Annotated in this window: 17 protein-coding genes; 8 read left to right on the top strand and 9 right to left on the bottom strand. The window is 40.6% G+C overall.

The genetic code is table 11. The features are described 5' to 3' along the window. Nucleotides 1–15: 15 nt before the first annotated feature. The 7 genes from B3600_RS24540 to B3600_RS24510 all read right to left on the bottom strand — a co-directional run bounded on the left by B3600_RS24540 (nt 16) and on the right by B3600_RS24510 (nt 6,500). Complete coding sequence (locus B3600_RS24540) at nt 16–510, bottom strand: urease accessory protein UreE (RefSeq protein ID WP_070561655.1); 495 nt, start codon at nt 508–510, stop codon at nt 16–18. 10 nt (nt 511–520) lie between these two features. After that, the gene (gene ureC / locus B3600_RS24535) at nt 521–2,371 is read right to left on the bottom strand and encodes an urease subunit alpha (RefSeq protein ID WP_046674791.1); all 1,851 of its coding nucleotides are present in this window, start codon (nt 2,369–2,371) and stop codon (nt 521–523) included. Nucleotides 2,372–2,373: 2 nt separating this feature from the next. Further along, on the bottom strand, nt 2,374–2,745 hold the full coding sequence (ureB, locus tag B3600_RS24530) for an urease subunit beta (protein WP_070561656.1): 372 nt from the start codon (nt 2,743–2,745) through the stop codon (nt 2,374–2,376). Between the two features lie 15 nt (nt 2,746–2,760). Beyond that, on the bottom strand, nt 2,761–3,063 hold the full coding sequence (gene ureA, locus B3600_RS24525) for an urease subunit gamma (protein ID WP_046674789.1): 303 nt from the start codon (nt 3,061–3,063) through the stop codon (nt 2,761–2,763). Between the two features lie 36 nt (nt 3,064–3,099). After that, entirely contained in the window at nt 3,100–4,290 is a 1,191-nt protein-coding gene (locus B3600_RS24520) for a porin (RefSeq protein ID WP_115046979.1), read from the bottom strand. Between the two features lie 157 nt (nt 4,291–4,447). Beyond that, nucleotides 4,448–5,830 (bottom strand): sensor histidine kinase, encoded by a 1,383-nt coding sequence (locus B3600_RS24515; RefSeq protein WP_286754773.1) that lies wholly within the window; start codon nt 5,828–5,830, stop codon nt 4,448–4,450. Continuing rightward, nucleotides 5,820–6,500, bottom strand: coding sequence for a response regulator transcription factor (locus B3600_RS24510; RefSeq protein WP_115046975.1), 681 nt, complete (start codon nt 6,498–6,500; stop codon nt 5,820–5,822). Before B3600_RS24510 ends, B3600_RS24515 begins: the two co-directional genes overlap by 11 nt. 401 nt (nt 6,501–6,901) lie before the next feature. Between B3600_RS24510 and B3600_RS24505 the strand changes: the two genes are divergently transcribed. The 6 genes from B3600_RS24505 to B3600_RS24480 all read left to right on the top strand — a co-directional run bounded on the left by B3600_RS24505 (nt 6,902) and on the right by B3600_RS24480 (nt 12,104). After that, nucleotides 6,902–8,308, top strand: coding sequence for a WG repeat-containing protein (locus B3600_RS24505; RefSeq protein WP_286754772.1), 1,407 nt, complete (start codon nt 6,902–6,904; stop codon nt 8,306–8,308). Continuing rightward, entirely contained in the window at nt 8,298–8,738 is a 441-nt protein-coding gene (locus tag B3600_RS24500; RefSeq protein WP_053003767.1) for a hypothetical protein, read from the top strand. Before B3600_RS24505 ends, B3600_RS24500 begins: the two co-directional genes overlap by 11 nt. 83 nt (nt 8,739–8,821) lie before the next feature. Then, nucleotides 8,822–9,382 (top strand): YeeE/YedE family protein, encoded by a 561-nt coding sequence (locus B3600_RS24495; RefSeq protein ID WP_197084072.1) that lies wholly within the window; start codon nt 8,822–8,824, stop codon nt 9,380–9,382. Beyond that, a complete protein-coding gene (locus tag B3600_RS24490) occupies nt 9,383–9,796 on the top strand; it encodes a DUF6691 family protein (protein WP_070561666.1) in 414 nt (137 codons plus the stop codon). It abuts the gene before it with no gap. Between the two features lie 83 nt (nt 9,797–9,879). Continuing rightward, nucleotides 9,880–10,695 (top strand): sulfite exporter TauE/SafE family protein, encoded by an 816-nt coding sequence (locus B3600_RS24485; protein ID WP_286754771.1) that lies wholly within the window; start codon nt 9,880–9,882, stop codon nt 10,693–10,695. An 11-nt stretch (nt 10,696–10,706) separates the two neighbouring features. Continuing rightward, nucleotides 10,707–12,104, top strand: a complete 1,398-nt coding sequence (locus B3600_RS24480; RefSeq protein WP_286754770.1) for an MBL fold metallo-hydrolase — start codon at nt 10,707–10,709, stop codon at nt 12,102–12,104. Between the two features lie 123 nt (nt 12,105–12,227). Here the strand turns inward: B3600_RS24480 and B3600_RS24475 are convergent, their stop codons facing one another. Then, nucleotides 12,228–13,085 carry a hypothetical protein gene (locus B3600_RS24475; RefSeq protein WP_286754769.1) on the bottom strand — a complete coding sequence of 286 codons (858 nt, stop codon included), beginning with the start codon at nt 13,083–13,085 and terminating at the stop codon, nt 12,228–12,230. A gap of 159 nt (nt 13,086–13,244) precedes the next feature. Between B3600_RS24475 and B3600_RS24470 the strand changes: the two genes are divergently transcribed. Next, on the top strand, nt 13,245–15,122 hold the full coding sequence (locus B3600_RS24470) for a M1 family metallopeptidase (RefSeq protein WP_070561674.1): 1,878 nt from the start codon (nt 13,245–13,247) through the stop codon (nt 15,120–15,122). A gap of 104 nt (nt 15,123–15,226) precedes the next feature. On the opposite strand, the gene B3600_RS24465 is transcribed toward B3600_RS24470, so the two are convergent. Beyond that, entirely contained in the window at nt 15,227–16,366 is a 1,140-nt protein-coding gene (locus B3600_RS24465; protein WP_286754768.1) for a glycoside hydrolase family protein, read from the bottom strand. Between the two features lie 443 nt (nt 16,367–16,809). Here B3600_RS24465 and hemW point away from each other — a divergent pair, with 443 nt between their 5' ends. Further along, on the top strand, nt 16,810–17,937 hold the full coding sequence (hemW, locus tag B3600_RS24460; protein WP_286754767.1) for a radical SAM family heme chaperone HemW: 1,128 nt from the start codon (nt 16,810–16,812) through the stop codon (nt 17,935–17,937). Nucleotides 17,938–17,958 lie beyond the last annotated feature (21 nt).

Raw genomic sequence — 17,958 nt, 5'->3', positions numbered from 1 at the left:
GTTATTAATTAAGTATTAAAGCCCCTTGGCCAAGGTAATTTTATGCTGGACTACAGCATACTGATGTATGCGTAAAGTATGGGTTCTTTCAATCACCCGTAACTCTTTCGTCGGTGTAAAACCGGCCCTTTCTAAGGTTTCCCAGAGGGGGTTTTCATACGCTGCAATAATTTCATGTGCAGCGTTTATGAAAACAGGGATATGTTTATTGCCAATTTCGAGACATATCCGAGCCATATCCAAGAGGTTTTTGGGGCGTACGACAAGGCAAGGACAGGGCAATATTCGAACAGCGATACGCAGGTCCTTTGTTTCAAACAAAATATCACCGTCGAACAAGGATTCCGTTCCTAAATTTTTAAAGCCTATTTCGCGGCCTGCAACAGTGAACCCCCGGATAATACGTCTTTCCGTATCGAACCATTCGAGTTCCAAAAAATCAAGTTCAACGCCGTCCTGATCGGTGCCATCGGTCCAAATATTCCCCTTAATGTCTCTTGCTAACAACATAAATAACCAATTAGAATAAGAAGTACCGTTGGGCCATTGGAAGTTCCTTCAACGGTTCACAGGTTGCCAACACACCATCTACTGTTACTTCGTATGTTTCTGGATTAACGACGATATTTGGTGTAGCATGATTATGTACCATATCTTTTTTCATCACCGTACGACATCCCTCCACAGGCAGACATTTACGCGATAAATTCAATTTTTGAATATTTCCGTTCTCCAACGAAATTTTCGAAACGAAATTGAAGCATAGTTTTGAAACTGCTTTACCGTAATTTCCAAACATTGGCCTATAAATAATTGGCTGTGGTGTCGGAATTGACGCATTGGCGTCCCCCATTTTAGCGCCCAAAATCATACCGCCTTTGATGATCAACTCTGGCTTTACACCAAATAATTCCGGTTTCCAAAGGATCAAATCGGCATACTTTCCTTTTTCAATCGAACCGATATATTGATCAATACCATGTGCTTTAGCAGGGTTGATTGTAAATTTAGATACATAACGTTTGACACGGAAGTTATCATTTTCTTTGCCTTTATCTTCAGCTAAAGGGCCGCGTTGGATTTTCATCTTATGGGCCGTTTGGAATGTACGGGAAATAACCTCTCCCACACGTCCCATCGCTTGGCTATCCGAACTCATAATGGAGAATACACCCATGTCTTGCAAAATATCTTCGGCAGCGATGGTCTGAGGACGTATACGTGAATCAGCAAATGCCACATCTTCCTTCACATTTTTATCCAAGTGATGGCAGACCATCAACATGTCCAAATGTTCTTCAGCAGTATTTACCGTAAAAGGTTTTGTTGGATTGGTAGATGCAGGGAGGATATTGGGATACATGGCGATCTTAATAATATCCGGAGCGTGTCCACCGCCAGCTCCTTCCGTGTGGAAAGTATGGATTACACGACCATCTATGGCGGCAACAGTATCTTCCAGGAAACCGGCTTCATTCAACGTGTCGGTATGGATTGCGACTTGTACATCGTATTTATCAGCAACTTTCAATGCCGCATCAATTGTTGCCGGAGTAGCCCCCCAATCTTCATGGATTTTGACGCCCAGTGCTCCAGCTTCAATTTGTTCTTCGATAGGTTTAGTGGTCGATACGTTACCTTTTCCGAAAAAGCCAACATTGATAGGAAGGTTTTCAAAAGCTTCAAACATACGCTCGATATACCACTTTCCTGAAGTCACTGTCGTGGCCAGTGTTCCGTCGGCTGGTCCCGCACCGCCACCAATGAACGTGGTTACTCCAGAATATAGGGCTGTTTCAATCTGTTGCGGCGAGATAAAGTGAATGTGCGTATCAATACCGCCGGCAGTTAGTATATAGCCTGCTCCCCCATGTACTTCCGTAGACGCACCGATGATCATGCCCTCGGTTACACCATCCTGTACATCTGGGTTTCCAGCTTTACCAATACCGACAATTTTACCATCCTTAATTCCGATATCACCTTTTACGATACCCCAGTGGTCGATGATAATGACATTAGTGATGCAAAAATCCAATACCCCCTCATCACGCAAGGCACGGGCAGATTGTCCCATACCGTCACGAATGGTTTTACCACCGCCAAACTTGTTCTCTTCTCCGTAAACATTGAAATCTTTTTCAATTTCAATGAAAAGCTCTGTATCTGCCAGACGAACCTTATCTCCAGTGGTGGGTCCAAAAAGAGCAGCATATTTGTCTCTTGGGATATAAAGTTCCCCATCAACATATTTTACAGATGATTTATCTAAACCTAGTTTATCTAAACCAAGCGCATGTAGACCAACAGTAGTACCCAACGTGGTGAGTCCTACGACTTTAATCCATTCGCGTCTATTCCATCCTCCCATAGTTACTTCGATTGTCTGAATTTTAATTTTTTCATTTTATCAATGGCTTTGCTTTTCACCGATTGATCTGTATACTTACCATTTGTCAATCCATTAAAACCGTGGATTTCCTTACTTCCGCCAAATTCAACCAGAACAACTGATTTTTGTTCCCCTGGTTCAAAACGAACAGCGGTACTGGCTGGAATATTCAAGCGCATCCCAAACGCTTTCTCTCTGTCGAAGGAAAGCAACTTGTTGGCTTCAAAGAAATGATAGTGTGAACCCACCTGAATAGGTCGGTCACCTTCATTTTTCACAACGATGCTTGTGGTTCTGTGCCCAACATTAGCTTTGATTTCCTCTTTTTTTAAAATGTATTCTCCTGGAATCATATCATTCAATATTTATTAACGAATAGGATCATGGACAGTCACCAATTTAGTACCGTCCGGAAAAGTAACTTCGATCTGAACATCATGGATCATTTCGGGCACTCCTTCCATGACTTGGCTCCTTTTCAATAAAGTAGTACCATAAGACATTAAGTCCGCCACAGACCTTCCGTCCCTAGCCTCCTCCATGATCTGGGCACTGATGTAAGCGATACACTCTGGATAATTTAATTTTACCCCGCGTTTCAATCGCTTAGCCGCCAATTCGCCGGCCAAATGCAACAGCAGCTTTTCTGTTTCTCTCGGTGTTAAACGCATAAAAAATAGTTATTTGTTAATTTGTTAAAGGAATTATTATAAAACTGGAATGGTAAAATATGCCCCAAAGGCTAAGCGGTTGTACTGACTCTTGGCCATATCCATATAGCCCTTATAGTTTACGGTGTTACCGACGTAACCTAGATAGAACCGCAGATCCTGGTTATGAAACGGCTTATGTTGCAAAGCCGCAAAATAGGTCCAGTTTTGGCGAAAATTCTTGCCGAGTTGCTTATCATCCCGCGATCCCGCAATCTCATAGCCACCTTTCAACGCCAGCTCCCATTTTTTACTCAAAAATTGATCATAGCGCAGTATGGCAGAGCTGTAGTTTACATCTTTGGCCAATACACGGTTCTCGCCAGTTCGACCATAAAATTCGTTGATCGCGGAAGATGCAATCATTGCATGATCGACAGCAAGATAAGAGTACTGTAAATCAAGATATAGCATCTGCTTTGCTGTTTTGAATTTATTCGCTAATGAAATGGCATGATTGGTATGTCCCTTTGCGAACTGAGCGATGTTGTAAGACCATTTCGTATTAAAACGTTTGTCCATAAATGCACCCACCCATGTGAAATAGGCTCCCATAGGCACAGTAGAGCGTTCCAAATCACCTACAGCAAAACCATTTTTTGTATGAAGCTCCATAAAACTATCATTGGTTGTGTTGTAAACTTGGGCATGCAACGAATGATTCGGGTTGACTTCATAGGATAACATTCCTCCGACGACGAAGAGATTCAATATACGGTCTACATAGTCTGTGAACTTATATTCGTAAATTGGGTTATTTTCGAACTCATAACTCCCGACCATTGCACTTTGTTTACCGGCCGTAACAGACCATTTGAGATCCTTGCCAAACTTGTACTTAATATAAGCCATATCCAAAGCACGCGATCCATTATCCTGACTCGTTGGAGCAAATGACCTATTGAGGCGAAAACGTACTTTATAGGATAATCGATCATTGTATTCCCCGCTCATCAGAATACGGGCGTCATCAAGGTTTGCTTTTGCTTGAGAAGCACCCTCGCCATTGTCCGTTTGCAGACCTGCTCTTAACAGGACATCCAATTGAAATGATTTTGCTCTCGCGGGTTCTTTCAGTAGCAAGCTGCTTCTCTGTGCCTGAACAGAGTCCGTTTGGACCTGCTCCTGCGCATGCAATGATGCTACGCCAATCCCAAGTGTTGTAAAAAGTAAACGTGTTTTTTTCATCCTTATAGTGTATTCTTCTAGGGTAAAGAAGCCATCCCGCGGTTTCAAAACAGAATTCGATTCAAAACAACAAGATAGATCCATGCTTTATACTTATCTCCGGTACAAGTATATCACAGCCACCTAAAAATGGAATAAGGATGAGATTAAAATGAAATTAGAAAGGAGTTTTTGGGATTGTAACAACGACCAAAGTGCCTTGACCTTCCGTTGAATGGAGGAGCAATTCAGCACCATGGAGGTCAAAGATATTTTTGGCTAAAACAAGCCCCAAACCATTGCCATAGATATCACCGACATTAGAAGCGCGGTAAAAAGAGGTAAAAATATGTGGCTGGTCTTTTTTAGGAATACCGATCCCTTGATCAAACACTTTTATCGTAATATTTTTGCTATCGCTACTTATTGCTACGCCAACCTGCAGTCCATTGCCGTACTTAAATGCGTTTGAAATAATATTGCTAAAGGCAATAAAAAACAGATCCGGATTCGCCAAAACCGTAAGTTCATCACTATCTTCCGGGATTTCCGTTAGATCAAAAGAAAGCTTGAGGTCCTTATGAATACTTTTTTCAGCTTTATAAATTTCATAGAGTAACTCGTCAACTCGAATATTTTCTTTATTGTCCACCTCCCCCTTGAAACCCATGCGAGATAGCTGCAAAAGATTATTGATAATCAACTCCATTTTATCCGCATATTTTGCGATAGTCTCCAGGGAATAATAGGCTTCATGCTCTTTCGACAAGAGCTGTTGCGCCAATTCGGCTTCTCCCCCAATAATTGTAAGTGGGGTCTTTAGCGAATGTGAGGCATTTCCGATAAAACTCTGTTGCGATTGAACCGAAATATCCAATCGGTTAAGCATTGAATTTAAGTTCGCAATCAAAACACCCAATTCATCTTTGCTATTACTGAATTTACTGAACAGGCGATGGTCTAAATGGGCGATATCAACTTTATCTAAATCATTGTTGATATCTTTAATAGGTTTCAATAATCGGTCAGCAAAGTAAAAAGACATGAGTACGATTAAAAAAATCGCCAAAATCCCACCTGTGATCAGTGTCTGATCCAATTGACGCTGTTCCTCATGACCGTAATCATCGATCCCTTCCGATACAACAATCAAATTCTCGTGGTGAAGATGATCTTGAAAGAATACCGCTACAAAAGCAGTCTTACCATGCATGTATCTTCCCTTTCCATGGCGAATTACGTCGGTATAGAATGTTTCGGGCATGGGCAACTCAGGCCGCATTTGAACACGATCACTTCCTTTAATAACACGAATAAGATGGTCTGTTCCCTCAGATAACTGTTTCAGGTATTTACGTTTTACCTGAATATAGAGCGCTCTATTTTCATCCTTCTGATGGACGATGTGATCTCCAACAATCACGGCATTCTCTTCTAGCCGATGAAAAAATTTAGTTTGCAGACTGTCGTACGTGAAATAAGACACATAAATGGCAAAAACAACAAGCAGCAGGGTACTGATGATCGAAAATAGAAGAACTATTTTGGTCCTAATTTTCATGACGGATTACATAGCCCATACCAATCACTGTATGGATAAGTTTACGCGAAAATTGTTTATCGATCTTTTTCCGCAGGTAATTCACATATACGTCAACAACATTGGTACTTAAGTCAACATCCATACCCCATACTTCCTCCAGGATATCGATCCGGCTCAATACCTTATTTCGATTGAGCATTAAAAATTCAAGTAGACGAAATTCAGTAGCGGTAAGAATAATAGGAGAATTGGCACGTTGAACCGATTTGCTGTCTCTATCCAATTGAAGATCGTCAAATACCAATATATTTTTCTGCTCGGTCACTGTTTTGGATTTGCGGCTGTAGCGGCTGATTCGAGCCTTTAATTCCTCTAAACGGAAGGGCTTGGTCAAGTAATCATCCGCATCCCTGTCAAATGCCTCGACGATGTCCTCCGTTTGATTTAATGCCGTCAAGATAATAATAGGGACTTCGTTGTTTGACATCCGAATGTTTTTACAGACATCCAAACCATTCATACCAGGCAACATTACATCCAACAGGATGAGGTCATAATGATTCAATCCCGCCATTTTTAGACCAGTATAACCGTCCATAGCAATACTAATATGATAGCCTTCTTCTTTTAAGCCTCTTTCGATCAATGATATGACAGATGGTTCGTCCTCAATTAGTAATAGTTCCACAGGTATCTCTTTTAAACAGTAAAAAATTCGAGGTTTGTAAAATACAAAATTAACATGTCACCTTTTCTCAAAAAGCTACATTCTTAAATTATTTTCGCTTTTTCTTGACGATTATATGATAATAACACATAAAATAAGTATAAAAACACATACACCCTCAAGATCCCTTAACCACCGCCCTAATATCAATTTACTTTACATGATATAAAAAATATGTCCCCCTCTAGGTCTCTACTCAAAGGACGAGGCTACGTCTATCCCCCAAAAAAATAAGCACAGACCAAAAACCGGATTTAAGCATTCAAATACAATAATATCTATTTTTGAAAGAATTTCCACAAATAACGAAAGATTATTTCAAAAATCAATTGAATTTCAATATTTTTGTAGCTCAAAATCACATGATGAAACAATTTATTCTTTGTTTACAGCTGGCATTTTTACTCCTTATAGGACAAGGACACGCTCAAGAGAAACTATATAAAATTTCATATCAATTTGCTGACCCTGAAACGGGCACAGATACAGCATCTTCAGAATTCATCAAAATATTGGCTGGAAATAAGGAAGTATTAATGCAGGCCTTCATCGCGAAAGACCAGATGCGCATTGAAAGTCTATTATTCGGAAAATCGATACAGATCAGCAATATCAGCGAAGGGAGTTCTTTTCTACTGGATGAAATAAATAAAACCTATACCGCAACAGAACTGGCTACGGGCAAACTCATTGAGACTTCCGCAAACGAAGGCGATAATTACGCCTATTCAGGGGACTTTGAGATCAGCTTGATTCCCAATCAAAAGAAGATAATTGCAGGAATCACCTGCGAAAAAGCAACATTCAATCTAACAGGTAGTCAAGATCCACAAACGGAAATTACCGTTTGGTATGCACCCAAATTACCAAAGTTATACTGGGGCACTTACGATTATCTCGAAAAAGTACCTGGGGCAGCGCTCTATATCGGATCGGCGGGTTTAGGAATTCAGGCCACTAAAGTCGAGGAGATACCATTCGACCAATCGCTCTTTGAAATTCCAGCGGATTACGAAGAAGGTGAAGCTACAGATGAAGCTGTAGATTCCACGTTAAACGACCATCTATCTTGGTATCAAGATTCCAGCACATCATATTTTGGTGTACAGGACAGCTTAGGAAACAAATTAACACCAGCAAAATATACGGCAATATATAGCTATGTAGGAGACTATGCCATCGTAAACGATGCAGCGCAAATGTTTGGCTTGATAGATCTCCATGGCAAAGAAGTTATTCCATGTCAATACGAATCGCTCAGTTTAGAAACCGAAGGCGGTCCTGTGGTTTATATGAGCGATCTTAAGTATGGACTTCTGGATACAAACGGTAAAATATTGCTGAAGGCGAAGTATGACTTTATTTCAGTACCTAGCCCAGCATATGGACTTTTTACGGAAGGAGAATACACGGGTATTATTGATCAAAAAGGCACCGTTTTACTTCCTGCCAAATATGAGACCATTTCAGATTATCGCGATAATCTCGCGTTAATTATAGTAAACCAATCCTACCAGCTTATTAATAAAACGGGGCACAATCAACTTAAGACGGATTATGAATTTCTGTCTTTTGCAGGAGAGAAACTTCTTTTGGCGTTTAAAGACGACAAGTACGGATACATTGATTACACAGGAAAAGTCGTGGTCCCAATTAAATTTCAGAATGCCCAAGCTTTTGAAAACGGGCTAGCGCTTGTAACAGAGGATCTAGAGAATTTTTACTATATTGACGCAAAAGGGAAGTTTATCAAGAAATATGAAGAGTAATCCACAGACATTCCACTTGTCGACATTGCATCGTGGAAAATACATGTTAATCTTGCTGGTTTCAATCTTTTTGATCGGAATGGTCATGTCTAAAGTTCCCATACAAGAAATTCTCAAGATTATTGTTGCTCTTTTAATGATCCCTTTAGCACTGTATTTGGCCATAAAGTGTTCGACTTTATCATCGACTTGGGTCTTGGACGAAAATACACTGCAGATAAGCAATGCTAAAAAAACAATCGTTTTCCCTCTGAATAATATTTCTCATATCAGGAATCTTAAACGTTCTGGCGGAAACCTGATCATTATCAACCAAAACAAAGGACCGGCTTTTCGTACTTGGCGCAACAAATTGTTTCAAAAAGAAGATGATCTTCCTCTGCTAACCGAAGCCCTAAAGACCGCAGACATCGAATATTACGACCTATAAATTCTTTCTTCCTTCGGTAACATTTGTTACAGGCTTTTGCAAAGGCAGTATGTACCTTTGTAACATCACTTAAGAACATTGTTATGCTATTGGAATACATTAAACAACCGTGGCCCTGGTATATTTCAGGACCTTTAATTGCGCTGGTCATGTACCTGCTGCTCAAACAGGGGAAGGATTTTGGCATGTCCAATAACCTACGCACCATGTGTACTGTATTAGGTGCCGGAAAAACTTCCTCTTTTTTCAGATTCGATTGGAAGACCCAATCATGGAATTTATTGGTGGTACTCGGGACAGCCATTGGCGGTTTTATTGCACATCATTTTCTGAGCGATGGCACTGCAAGCCAGATTAATCCCAAAAGTGTTGCCGATCTAAAAGAGCTGGGTATTATCGACCAACTACAAGGCTACCTTCCTGAATCCATATTCGTTTTCGACGGATCTTTGTTTCAGTTTCTAATTTTAAGTATTGGCGGTGTATTGATTGGATTTGGAACACGCTATGCTGGTGGATGTTCATCAGGCCATGCTATTTCTGGGCTTAGCAATTTTCAGCTTCCTTCTTTGATTGCCGTTATAGGTTTCTTCCTAGGCGGGATCATCATGGTTCATTTTTTATTCCCACTAATTTTCGCATAAATGAAAGCACTAAAATTTATTTTCATCGGTATATTGTTTGGAATCATCTTATACAAATCGGAGGCCGCGTCATGGTATAGAATCTACGAAATGTTTCAATTTCGTTCCTTTCATATGTATGGCATCATCGGTACAGCACTGACCACAGCAATTATAATCGTACAGATCATCAAGAGAAAGCGAATCAAAGATAGTAACGGGATGCAAATAGCATTCTATGACAAAGACAAAAGTATTACACGATACCTAGTCGGAGGAACAATCTTTGGCTTGGGATGGGCATTGACAGGTGCGTGTCCGGGCCCCATGTTTGCCCTAATCGGTGCCGGTTATTGGACTATTGGAATCGTCCTTCTTTTTGCTTTGTTAGGTACTTGGCTTTATGGGCTGTTGCGCAATAAGTTGCCGCATTAAGTTGAACAGACTTTGTTATGAAACTACCTCATATATCCGAAATCTGAGGCCTGTACCTGGAGTTTAAATTTTAGAAAGAGAACATGGAATTAATATTTATAGCTGGTTTTATATTAGCTGTTCTGGTCGGGCTATCAATGGGCTTGATGGGTAGCGGCGGAAGTATTCTAACATTGCCCATCTTTGTTTATATTTTTCATATAGAACCTCAATATGCATTGGACTATTCGCTGTTTTCTATAGGAATATTAGCCTTGGTCGGATCAATTTCTCCGTTGAAAAAAAGAGAAATTGATCTGAAAACTACGGCCATTTTTCTCTTTCCATCGCTAATTTCTGTCTTTCTGACCAAGCGTTATCTGCTTGTAGCCATACCAGAGTCATTTCACCTGGGCGAAATAGCGGTTTCCAGAAACCATATCATCATGTTACTTTTCTCGATGGTGATTCTGATTTCTGCAACAGCAATGGTGCGAAAACGTAAACAGGTTCAGCAAGATCAATTCAGAAGCGGAATTGGTCAGATTTTCAACGTTGTCCTCGTCGGATTGCTCGTCGGTATCATGACTGGCTTGGTGGGCGCGGGAGGAGGCTTTATCATTGTACCTGCCCTCGTTTTACTCTTAGGAATCCCACTTAAACAGGCCATTGCCACTTCGTTGTTTATCATCGGTTTAAACGCTTCATTCGGTTTGATCGCGAATTATCAGTTCCTGGAACATATGAATTGGTTTATATTGGTTACCTTTACGTTAATCACTTTAATAGGCCTCCAAATTGGTTCCAAATGGAAAGACAAATTAGATGCAGCAAAATTGAAAGGTATTTTTGGGTACTTTTTAATTAGTATTGGCATCCTAATCTTTGCTTTCGAATTCATTCAATTTGTAAATCATTAAAATCACACGCTATGTTTTTTCAACACATTTTTGAGTCATCTTTAGCACATTCAAGTTATATCATTGGTTGTCAAGCCAAGGGTGTCGCTATTGTCATTGACCCTAAAAGAGATGTAGACAGCTATCTTGAGATTGCACAAAAGAATAATCTGACCATAACGCATATTGCGGAAACACATATCCATGCCGACTACCTTTCAGGTACGCTAGAGTTAGCCGCATTGACAGGCGCCCAACCTTATCTATCCGATGAAGGTGGAGAAGATTGGCACTATGAATTCCCACATATTGGATTAAAACATGGCGATCAATTTCACGTTGGAAATCTGATTTTCCAGGTTATCCATACACCTGGACATACGCCCGAGAGTATCAGTTTTGTATTGATTGATACGCCTGCAACCATGGAGCCGGTCATGCTATTTACAGGTGACTTTGTGTTTGTTGGCGATATCGGACGCCCAGATCTGTTGGAAAATGCAGCGGGAATGGTCGGGACCAAGGAAATTGGGGCCCACCAAATGTACCGATCGTTGCAACATTTCCTGGCACTACCTGATCATATTCAGGTATGGCCCGCACACGGGGCCGGATCCGCTTGTGGAAAGGCGCTGGGCGCCGTTCCGAGTTCAACGGTTGGTTATGAAAAAATACGCAATTGGGCACTTCAATACCAAAACAACGAAACAGCCTTCGTGGAAGAACTATTATCAGGACAGCCCGAACCGCCACGCTATTTTGCCATGATGAAAAAACTCAACAAAATAGCGCGGCCATTGCAAACGGCAGTTCCTCAGTACAACAAGTTATCGAACGAAACTTTTCTGGATTTATACCAGCAAGGAACAACCGTCATTGATACACGCTACAAGTTTGATTTTGCCAAAGGGTATCTCCCCAATAGCATCAATATTCAGAACAACAAAACATTTAATACCTGGGCTGGCTGGATCCTTAATTACACAGATCCGTTTATACTCATTGTAGCGGAAAGTCAATTGGACGACATTGCCCGCAAGCTTATGCGCATTGGATTGGATCAAGTCGCTGGATATGTTACGCCAGATACGATCCCGCATTTGGGAATTGAATTGGAGCACCAGCAACTCATCGGTTTCGAAGAGATGAATAGTGTATTGGGCAGATCCGATATCCAAATACTTGATGTACGCAATTCTAGTGAGTTTGCAGAGGGGCATTTACCCCATGCGACTCATATCTTTGTCGGTACAATTGCAGACAATCTCCACAAAATTGACCAGAACAAACAGCTGTACCTGCACTGTCAGTCTGGAGACCGCGCAACAATAGCAGCATCCATATTGGCAAAAAACGGTATTAAGGACGTCAAAATTTACAGTCCTTCCATCAATGAATGGAAATCAAAGGGCGGAACTTTGGTGCAATAACCTTAAGAAAAAGATCCCAGAATAAACATTCCTGGGATCTTTTTTTAGAGAACCAAACGATACCATCGAATTTGAGCTGCCAATGCATGATAAGGAGCAACTCAACTCGGCAGTATATTTCGTTTATAGACTATTTCTATTGATCCGCAAGAATTCGATAACCTCATCCTTCTTCTCTTCCATCTTGCCTTTCTTTTCCGTAAACTGATGATTATAGATGGTCAGATACTGATGGTCGTCCGTTTCAGATTCATATAATTCGGCCGTGGCAAAAGAGAAATGTTCTTCTTCATCTGAAAGATGATCATACACATAGGCAAAATCATGATTCCCCAAGGAGCTTACGACGGCATCTTTATCCGCCACGAATTTCAACCTTCCGGGCAATGTCCGCTTATTCATCCATACTTCGTCTTTTTCAGAAAAAGGATAAAAAGTAATACCGCGGAAAGCCATAATAAGCGGCGTAATCAGAATAATACCCATCTCAATCGCCCAAACGGCCCACAACATACCACCCGAAACCGGGCTCTTTTTCAAGGTAAAGGTACCGACTTCGTTTAAACCTTGCATCGCTTCCCAAATAAATGAAGGGTGTAAGAAAAAGGCTTTGAACCCTTCCAGATTGAAAGATGATTTTACCCAGGTATCTCCGCCCATGGTTCCCTCCGCATTGTACATCAGCGAAACGAAAAGAGCCCATTGCGCATAAAAGGCTAAAAGCGCGACTAGCAAAGTAATCAATAGTGCAATGCCCTTATTTCTTAATTTCCATTTTTTGAAACAGAAATTCAGCACATAGAATATCCCAGCACCAAATCCCAATGTAATAAATACATTAAAATAAATAATAGGGATAAACCACTGCAAAGCGATGTAAACAATTGCCAATACAACGGCACTAATTGTGCCTAGCACAAGAGATCCGATAAATGCCAAAGCAGGAGCCTTTCCCGAGGGCTTATAATATAGATTTTCCATAAAAACAGTAAAATTGATTTTTAACTTAACAGTTAAATTCCCTAACCAAAACCAAGCCAATTCCTAAAGAACAGTCAACTTTCGTCAAGATTTGATGACATTAACTTCGTTACATTCGTTTAAGTGCCATTTATTGAGACAATTTTGTAAGTTTGGGGCATGAAAATCAAAATAATATCCTTTTTTACACTTGCATGTGTATTGAATATTTGGGGGGCAGTAGCGAAGGCCCAAAGAAAAGGATTCTGGCAACAGAAAGTTGACTACCATATGGATGTCAACGTGGATGAAAAAGCATATCAGTACGATGGAAAAATGACCTTGAAGTACAGCAATAATTCAGGGCAATCACTTAAAAAAGTATATTTCCATTTATATTTCAATGCTTTTCAACCAGGATCGATGATGGATTACCGCTTAAAAAACATCAGTGATCCAGACAAGCGCATGGTGACCAACCTTGGCACAAAAGAAAAGCCGGTATATCAAAGCCGCATCGGAGAGCTTAAGACCAATCAAATTGGTTATCAAAAAATCAAAAGCTTAACAATGAATGGGGCTAACGCATCATTTAAAATTGACGGAACGATCTTGGAGGTCGCTTTACCAACTCCTATCCAAGATGGCGAAACAGCACGTTTTGATATGGAGTGGACCGCACAAGTTCCGGAACAAATCAGAAGAACTGGCCGGAATTCTGCCGAAGGTGTAGCATTATCTATGGCGCAATGGTATCCGAAGATGGCCCAATTCGATGAATTCGGCTGGCATTTGGATGAATATACAGGTCGTGAATTTATTGCTCCTTTTGGCAATTTTGACGTCACCATACACCTCAATAAAAATTATGTTGTTGGTGCCTCAGGTGTTCTTCAAAACCCATCAGAGGTCAAAGGTTATCAACAGAAAGCGAAAGTAAAAGCCATCGACAATAAAGCGACCTGGCACTATAGAGCCCAAAATATCCATGATTTTGTCTGGGCCGCAGACCCCAAATTTGTTGTGGATTCCGCTTCAAGTAAAAATGGTATAAAAGTATATACCGTATTCTTGCCAACTGACAAAGAAGTTATTTCAAATTGGAAAACGGCAATAGGCCTTTCTACCGAATTCTTTGACTTCTGTAGTGCGAAGTTTGGTAAATATCCATGGCCAACTTATACCATCATTCAGGGTGGCGATGGTGGTATGGAGTATGGCACAGCTACTCTGATCACAGGCGGCCGCAATCTAAAAAGTCTTGTTGGTGTCATATTCCATGAATCGGCACACTCCTGGTACCAACAATTGTTTGGGATCAATGAAACCGTAGATGAATGGTTTGATGAAGGTTTCACCTCCTATGTCGAAGAGTTGGCCATGCAACATATCTTTGAAAAAAGAGGTGCTATTGCCTCCAACCCACAAATTGCCGCCTACCGTGGCTACTATAAATTGGCTCTTTCAGGTAAAGAAGAACCGATGAGCTTACTGGCAGATTATTATAACACCAACTACGGCTACAGCAACGAAGCATACAACAAAGGTGCCGTGCTTGCAGAACAGTTGGGTTATATTATTGGTCAGGAAAATTTGGAAAAAACCTTCCTGAAATTTTATGACATCTGGAAATTTAAACATCCGACACCAAATGATTTTAAACGCGTTGCTGAAGAGGTTTCCGGTATAAACTTAAAATGGTATTTCAATCTGTTTATCAATACAACACGTCAAATTGATTACGCCATCGAAAAAGTAACAGACACCGACATTTTATTAGCTAATAAGTCAAATTTTGCCATGCCACTGGATGTTCTGGTAGAATACACAGATGGAAGTAAAGAACTATTTTATATTCCTTTGCGTGAAATGCGGGGAGAAAAACCGGAAGAACATTTTGACATATACAAAGGTGTTAAAAGGACCGTGCTTGAAGATTGGTTTTGGACCAAACCCGACTATACTATCCATGTGTCGAAAACACCAAAAGCGGTAACTATTGATCCTTCACTACGCTTAGCGGATGTAGAATCGGCAAACAACAGTTTTAGCAAATAACTCGTAGATTCCCATTATCTGAACAGATCGGGGTAAAAAAAGCTTCCAAACCACTTCACATATACCTGGTTTGGAAGCTTTTTTTGCTAATCACCTAACCTGAATTAGGTATTCTTAAGAGGAATAACCATATTCCATGTGCGTTCAAATTGATAGGGCGCCGAACCATCTCCCGTAGCAGCAAACAAATGCGTAGGTTTCCCATTTTCAAATAATAAAAACGGTCGTTCAAAATTCGCCTGATGACTCGTTGTGCCATCATCCCATTGAATTGTTTTAGAATAAGCTTTTACAGACTTTGAAAGATGCCAATCTATACCATCTTTGGAATAAGCGTGTATCCCGCCCCCCTCTTCACCGCAGATCTTTCCGTAACGGTCCTTCATAATAAGTTCAAACTGCTGACCATTATGCCACACAAATGGATCTTCTACATCATTTTCATGGTTTTGGTCCGTATGGAATGAAAAAATGGGTTTTTCCGACAAACGGCGATAAGGTCCGAGAAAAGAATCTGCTTGTGCAGCTCCCAATAGAAGTGGCGGATTATAATTTAGTGGGGAAGATTTATACACTAAATAAACCTTTCCGTTCGGTAAGACAACTGGCGAAGGGTTTGATGTAATGGAGGCATCCCATTCTCCTTTCCGCGGATTCAGAATCGGTTGATCAACTCGTTTCCATGGCCCTGCAATTGATCTGGAATAGGCCATCCCAATACGTTTATGCATCCAGGCTTTCTGGCCTAGGCCCGACTCCCATACATTTTCTGTAAAAGCAGGAGTTGGCTCTTCATAATTATTGCCAAAGTAATAAAGTACATAATAGTCACCGCTTTTTACAATGCGCGGATTGTGTGTTGTACAACCATCAAAATATTGCTTCCCCCGAGCGGGCAAAACAACTTCAACAAATTCGTATGGCCCTTCAGGGGTATCTGAAATAGCCCTGACGACTTCTGAGTTTGTGACCCAATTACCAAAACCATATTGTTTGCTCCAACGCGAAGCAAACATATGATATCGTCCATCCTCTCCTTTTATAACCGAAGGATCCCAAATCCAATAATCTTTCATCGCAAATCCGCCGCCTTTTGGTGCCGGTAACAACCGATCGATAAAAGAGTCCTGATTATTAAAAGAGTCTTTAGGAATAGCCCCAAACGCATATCCATGGTTTGAAAACAGGAAGAGGCCGGAAACACCGGCAACGTTTTTTAGAAAGTCTCGACGGGAGGTTTTCATACATTTTACTTTTATTAGAAGAAAATAATTCGTTTTCTAATCTATTTGATCGGCTCCCATGAAATAATTTACACGAGGCTGATACCCACAATTTTTTAGAAAGAAACTCTTGAATTCACTTTCCTTCATCAGACATGAGGTGTTATATTGGTACTTCTACAAAAATATCGACAACAAGATAACGAATAACCAGCTCGTTGTCAACCTTCTTGTGGATGATTCTTCCATCCTATTGCACTTTCTTTTTAAATCCTTTAATGAACTGCGGAAAAGTCCAACAGCTATCTTACCCGGAATTTATTCGGCTAGTGGCTACCGGAAATAGTTAAACCTATAAATTCCTCTTGCATCTAGGCATAAGTCTAGAAAAGATTTCAGGTATGCATACTCGAAAGAAGAAAAAATAAGGAGCGATTTGGTCAGGTCTTGGTATATTTGTCCCCATGATTTATGTCCATATTCCCTTCTGTAAACAGGCTTGTCATTATTGTGACTTCCATTTTAGCACTTCACTACAATACAAAAGTGAGATGATCAATGCCATACGACGGGAAATTGAACTCAGGGCATCCTATTTGGAAGACAAAAAGGTCGAATCGATCTATTTTGGTGGCGGTACCCCTTCCTTACTGGAAGCGGATGAGATCGCCCAGATCATCGATACGATAGGGAAGCATTTTGACATCGCAAATCATGCTGAAATTACACTGGAAGCTAATCCCGACGATTTAAATGCCGCCAAAGTAAACAGTCTACGGAATACAGCAATCAATCGATTCAGCATAGGCATACAGTCTTTCTTTGAAGAGGATCTCAAATGGATGAACAGAGCACATAATCAACAAGAAGCACTGGCTTCAATTATGCGGGTGCAAGATGCGGGCTTTGAAAATATTACCTGTGATCTTATTTATGGCTATCCGTTACTGACTGACGAGAAATGGCGCCACAATATGCAACAGCTGATTGACTTTGAAATTCCCCATATTTCTTCGTATTCCATGACTGTAGAAAATAAGACAGCATTGGATCACTTCATTAAAAAAGGCTTAAGTCCAGCAATTGATTCGGATCAGGCCGCAGATCAGATGAGTCTCCTTATCCATACATTGAAAGCTGCGGGATATGAACAATATGAAATTTCCAATTTTGCAAAAAATGGCCTTTATGCGCGTCACAATACAAATTATTGGAAAGGTAAACATTATCTTGGTATAGGCCCTTCGGCACATTCGTTCAATGGAATTTCCAGAGCCTGGAATGTTTCCAACAACGCGAAATATATGACCGCAATCAATTCAAACCAACTTCCCCTGCAAATTGAGGAGCTTTCAACATTGGACCAAATCAACGAAAGTATCATGACTTCGCTGAGAACCATGTGGGGGCTCGATTTGATTGCGCTGGAAAGTAAATTCGGGCAATCTATCAAAAACCGCGTATTGAAGGATGCAGAGCCATTTCTGGAAGTGGGCAATCTTGTTTTGGAAGAAAGTAAATTACGTTTAACGGATGCAGGTAAATTAATGGCCGATCATATCATGTCCGACCTATTTGTTATAGAAGATTAATAAATAAAATAGATAAAAATT

The organism is Sphingobacterium sp. UBA2480, from assembly GCF_002341965.1.
GTDB classification, from domain to species: domain Bacteria; phylum Bacteroidota; class Bacteroidia; order Sphingobacteriales; family Sphingobacteriaceae; genus Sphingobacterium; species Sphingobacterium multivorum.
Note: the sequence above shows the minus strand (reverse complement) of the source record. Positions and strands in the feature narration are given on the sequence as shown.

Coding starts and splice junctions, on each gene's coding strand:
- B3600_RS24540 (WP_070561655.1), bottom strand. CDS start 510: ATGTTGTTAGCAAGAGACATTAAGGGGAATATTTGGACCGATGGCACC.
- ureC (WP_046674791.1), bottom strand. CDS start 2,371: ATGGGAGGATGGAATAGACGCGAATGGATTAAAGTCGTAGGACTCACC.
- ureB (WP_070561656.1), bottom strand. CDS start 2,745: ATGATTCCAGGAGAATACATTTTAAAAAAAGAGGAAATCAAAGCTAAT.
- ureA (WP_046674789.1), bottom strand. CDS start 3,063: ATGCGTTTAACACCGAGAGAAACAGAAAAGCTGCTGTTGCATTTGGCC.
- B3600_RS24520 (WP_115046979.1), bottom strand. CDS start 4,290: ATGAAAAAAACACGTTTACTTTTTACAACACTTGGGATTGGCGTAGCA.
- B3600_RS24515 (WP_286754773.1), bottom strand. CDS start 5,830: ATGAAAATTAGGACCAAAATAGTTCTTCTATTTTCGATCATCAGTACC.
- B3600_RS24505 (WP_286754772.1), top strand. CDS start 6,902: ATGATGAAACAATTTATTCTTTGTTTACAGCTGGCATTTTTACTCCTT.
- B3600_RS24500 (WP_053003767.1), top strand. CDS start 8,298: ATGAAGAGTAATCCACAGACATTCCACTTGTCGACATTGCATCGTGGA.
- B3600_RS24495 (WP_197084072.1), top strand. CDS start 8,822: ATGCTATTGGAATACATTAAACAACCGTGGCCCTGGTATATTTCAGGA.
- B3600_RS24490 (WP_070561666.1), top strand. CDS start 9,383: ATGAAAGCACTAAAATTTATTTTCATCGGTATATTGTTTGGAATCATC.
- B3600_RS24485 (WP_286754771.1), top strand. CDS start 9,880: ATGGAATTAATATTTATAGCTGGTTTTATATTAGCTGTTCTGGTCGGG.
- B3600_RS24480 (WP_286754770.1), top strand. CDS start 10,707: ATGTTTTTTCAACACATTTTTGAGTCATCTTTAGCACATTCAAGTTAT.
- B3600_RS24475 (WP_286754769.1), bottom strand. CDS start 13,085: ATGGAAAATCTATATTATAAGCCCTCGGGAAAGGCTCCTGCTTTGGCA.
- B3600_RS24470 (WP_070561674.1), top strand. CDS start 13,245: ATGAAAATCAAAATAATATCCTTTTTTACACTTGCATGTGTATTGAAT.
- B3600_RS24465 (WP_286754768.1), bottom strand. CDS start 16,366: ATGAAAACCTCCCGTCGAGACTTTCTAAAAAACGTTGCCGGTGTTTCC.
- hemW (WP_286754767.1), top strand. CDS start 16,810: ATGATTTATGTCCATATTCCCTTCTGTAAACAGGCTTGTCATTATTGT.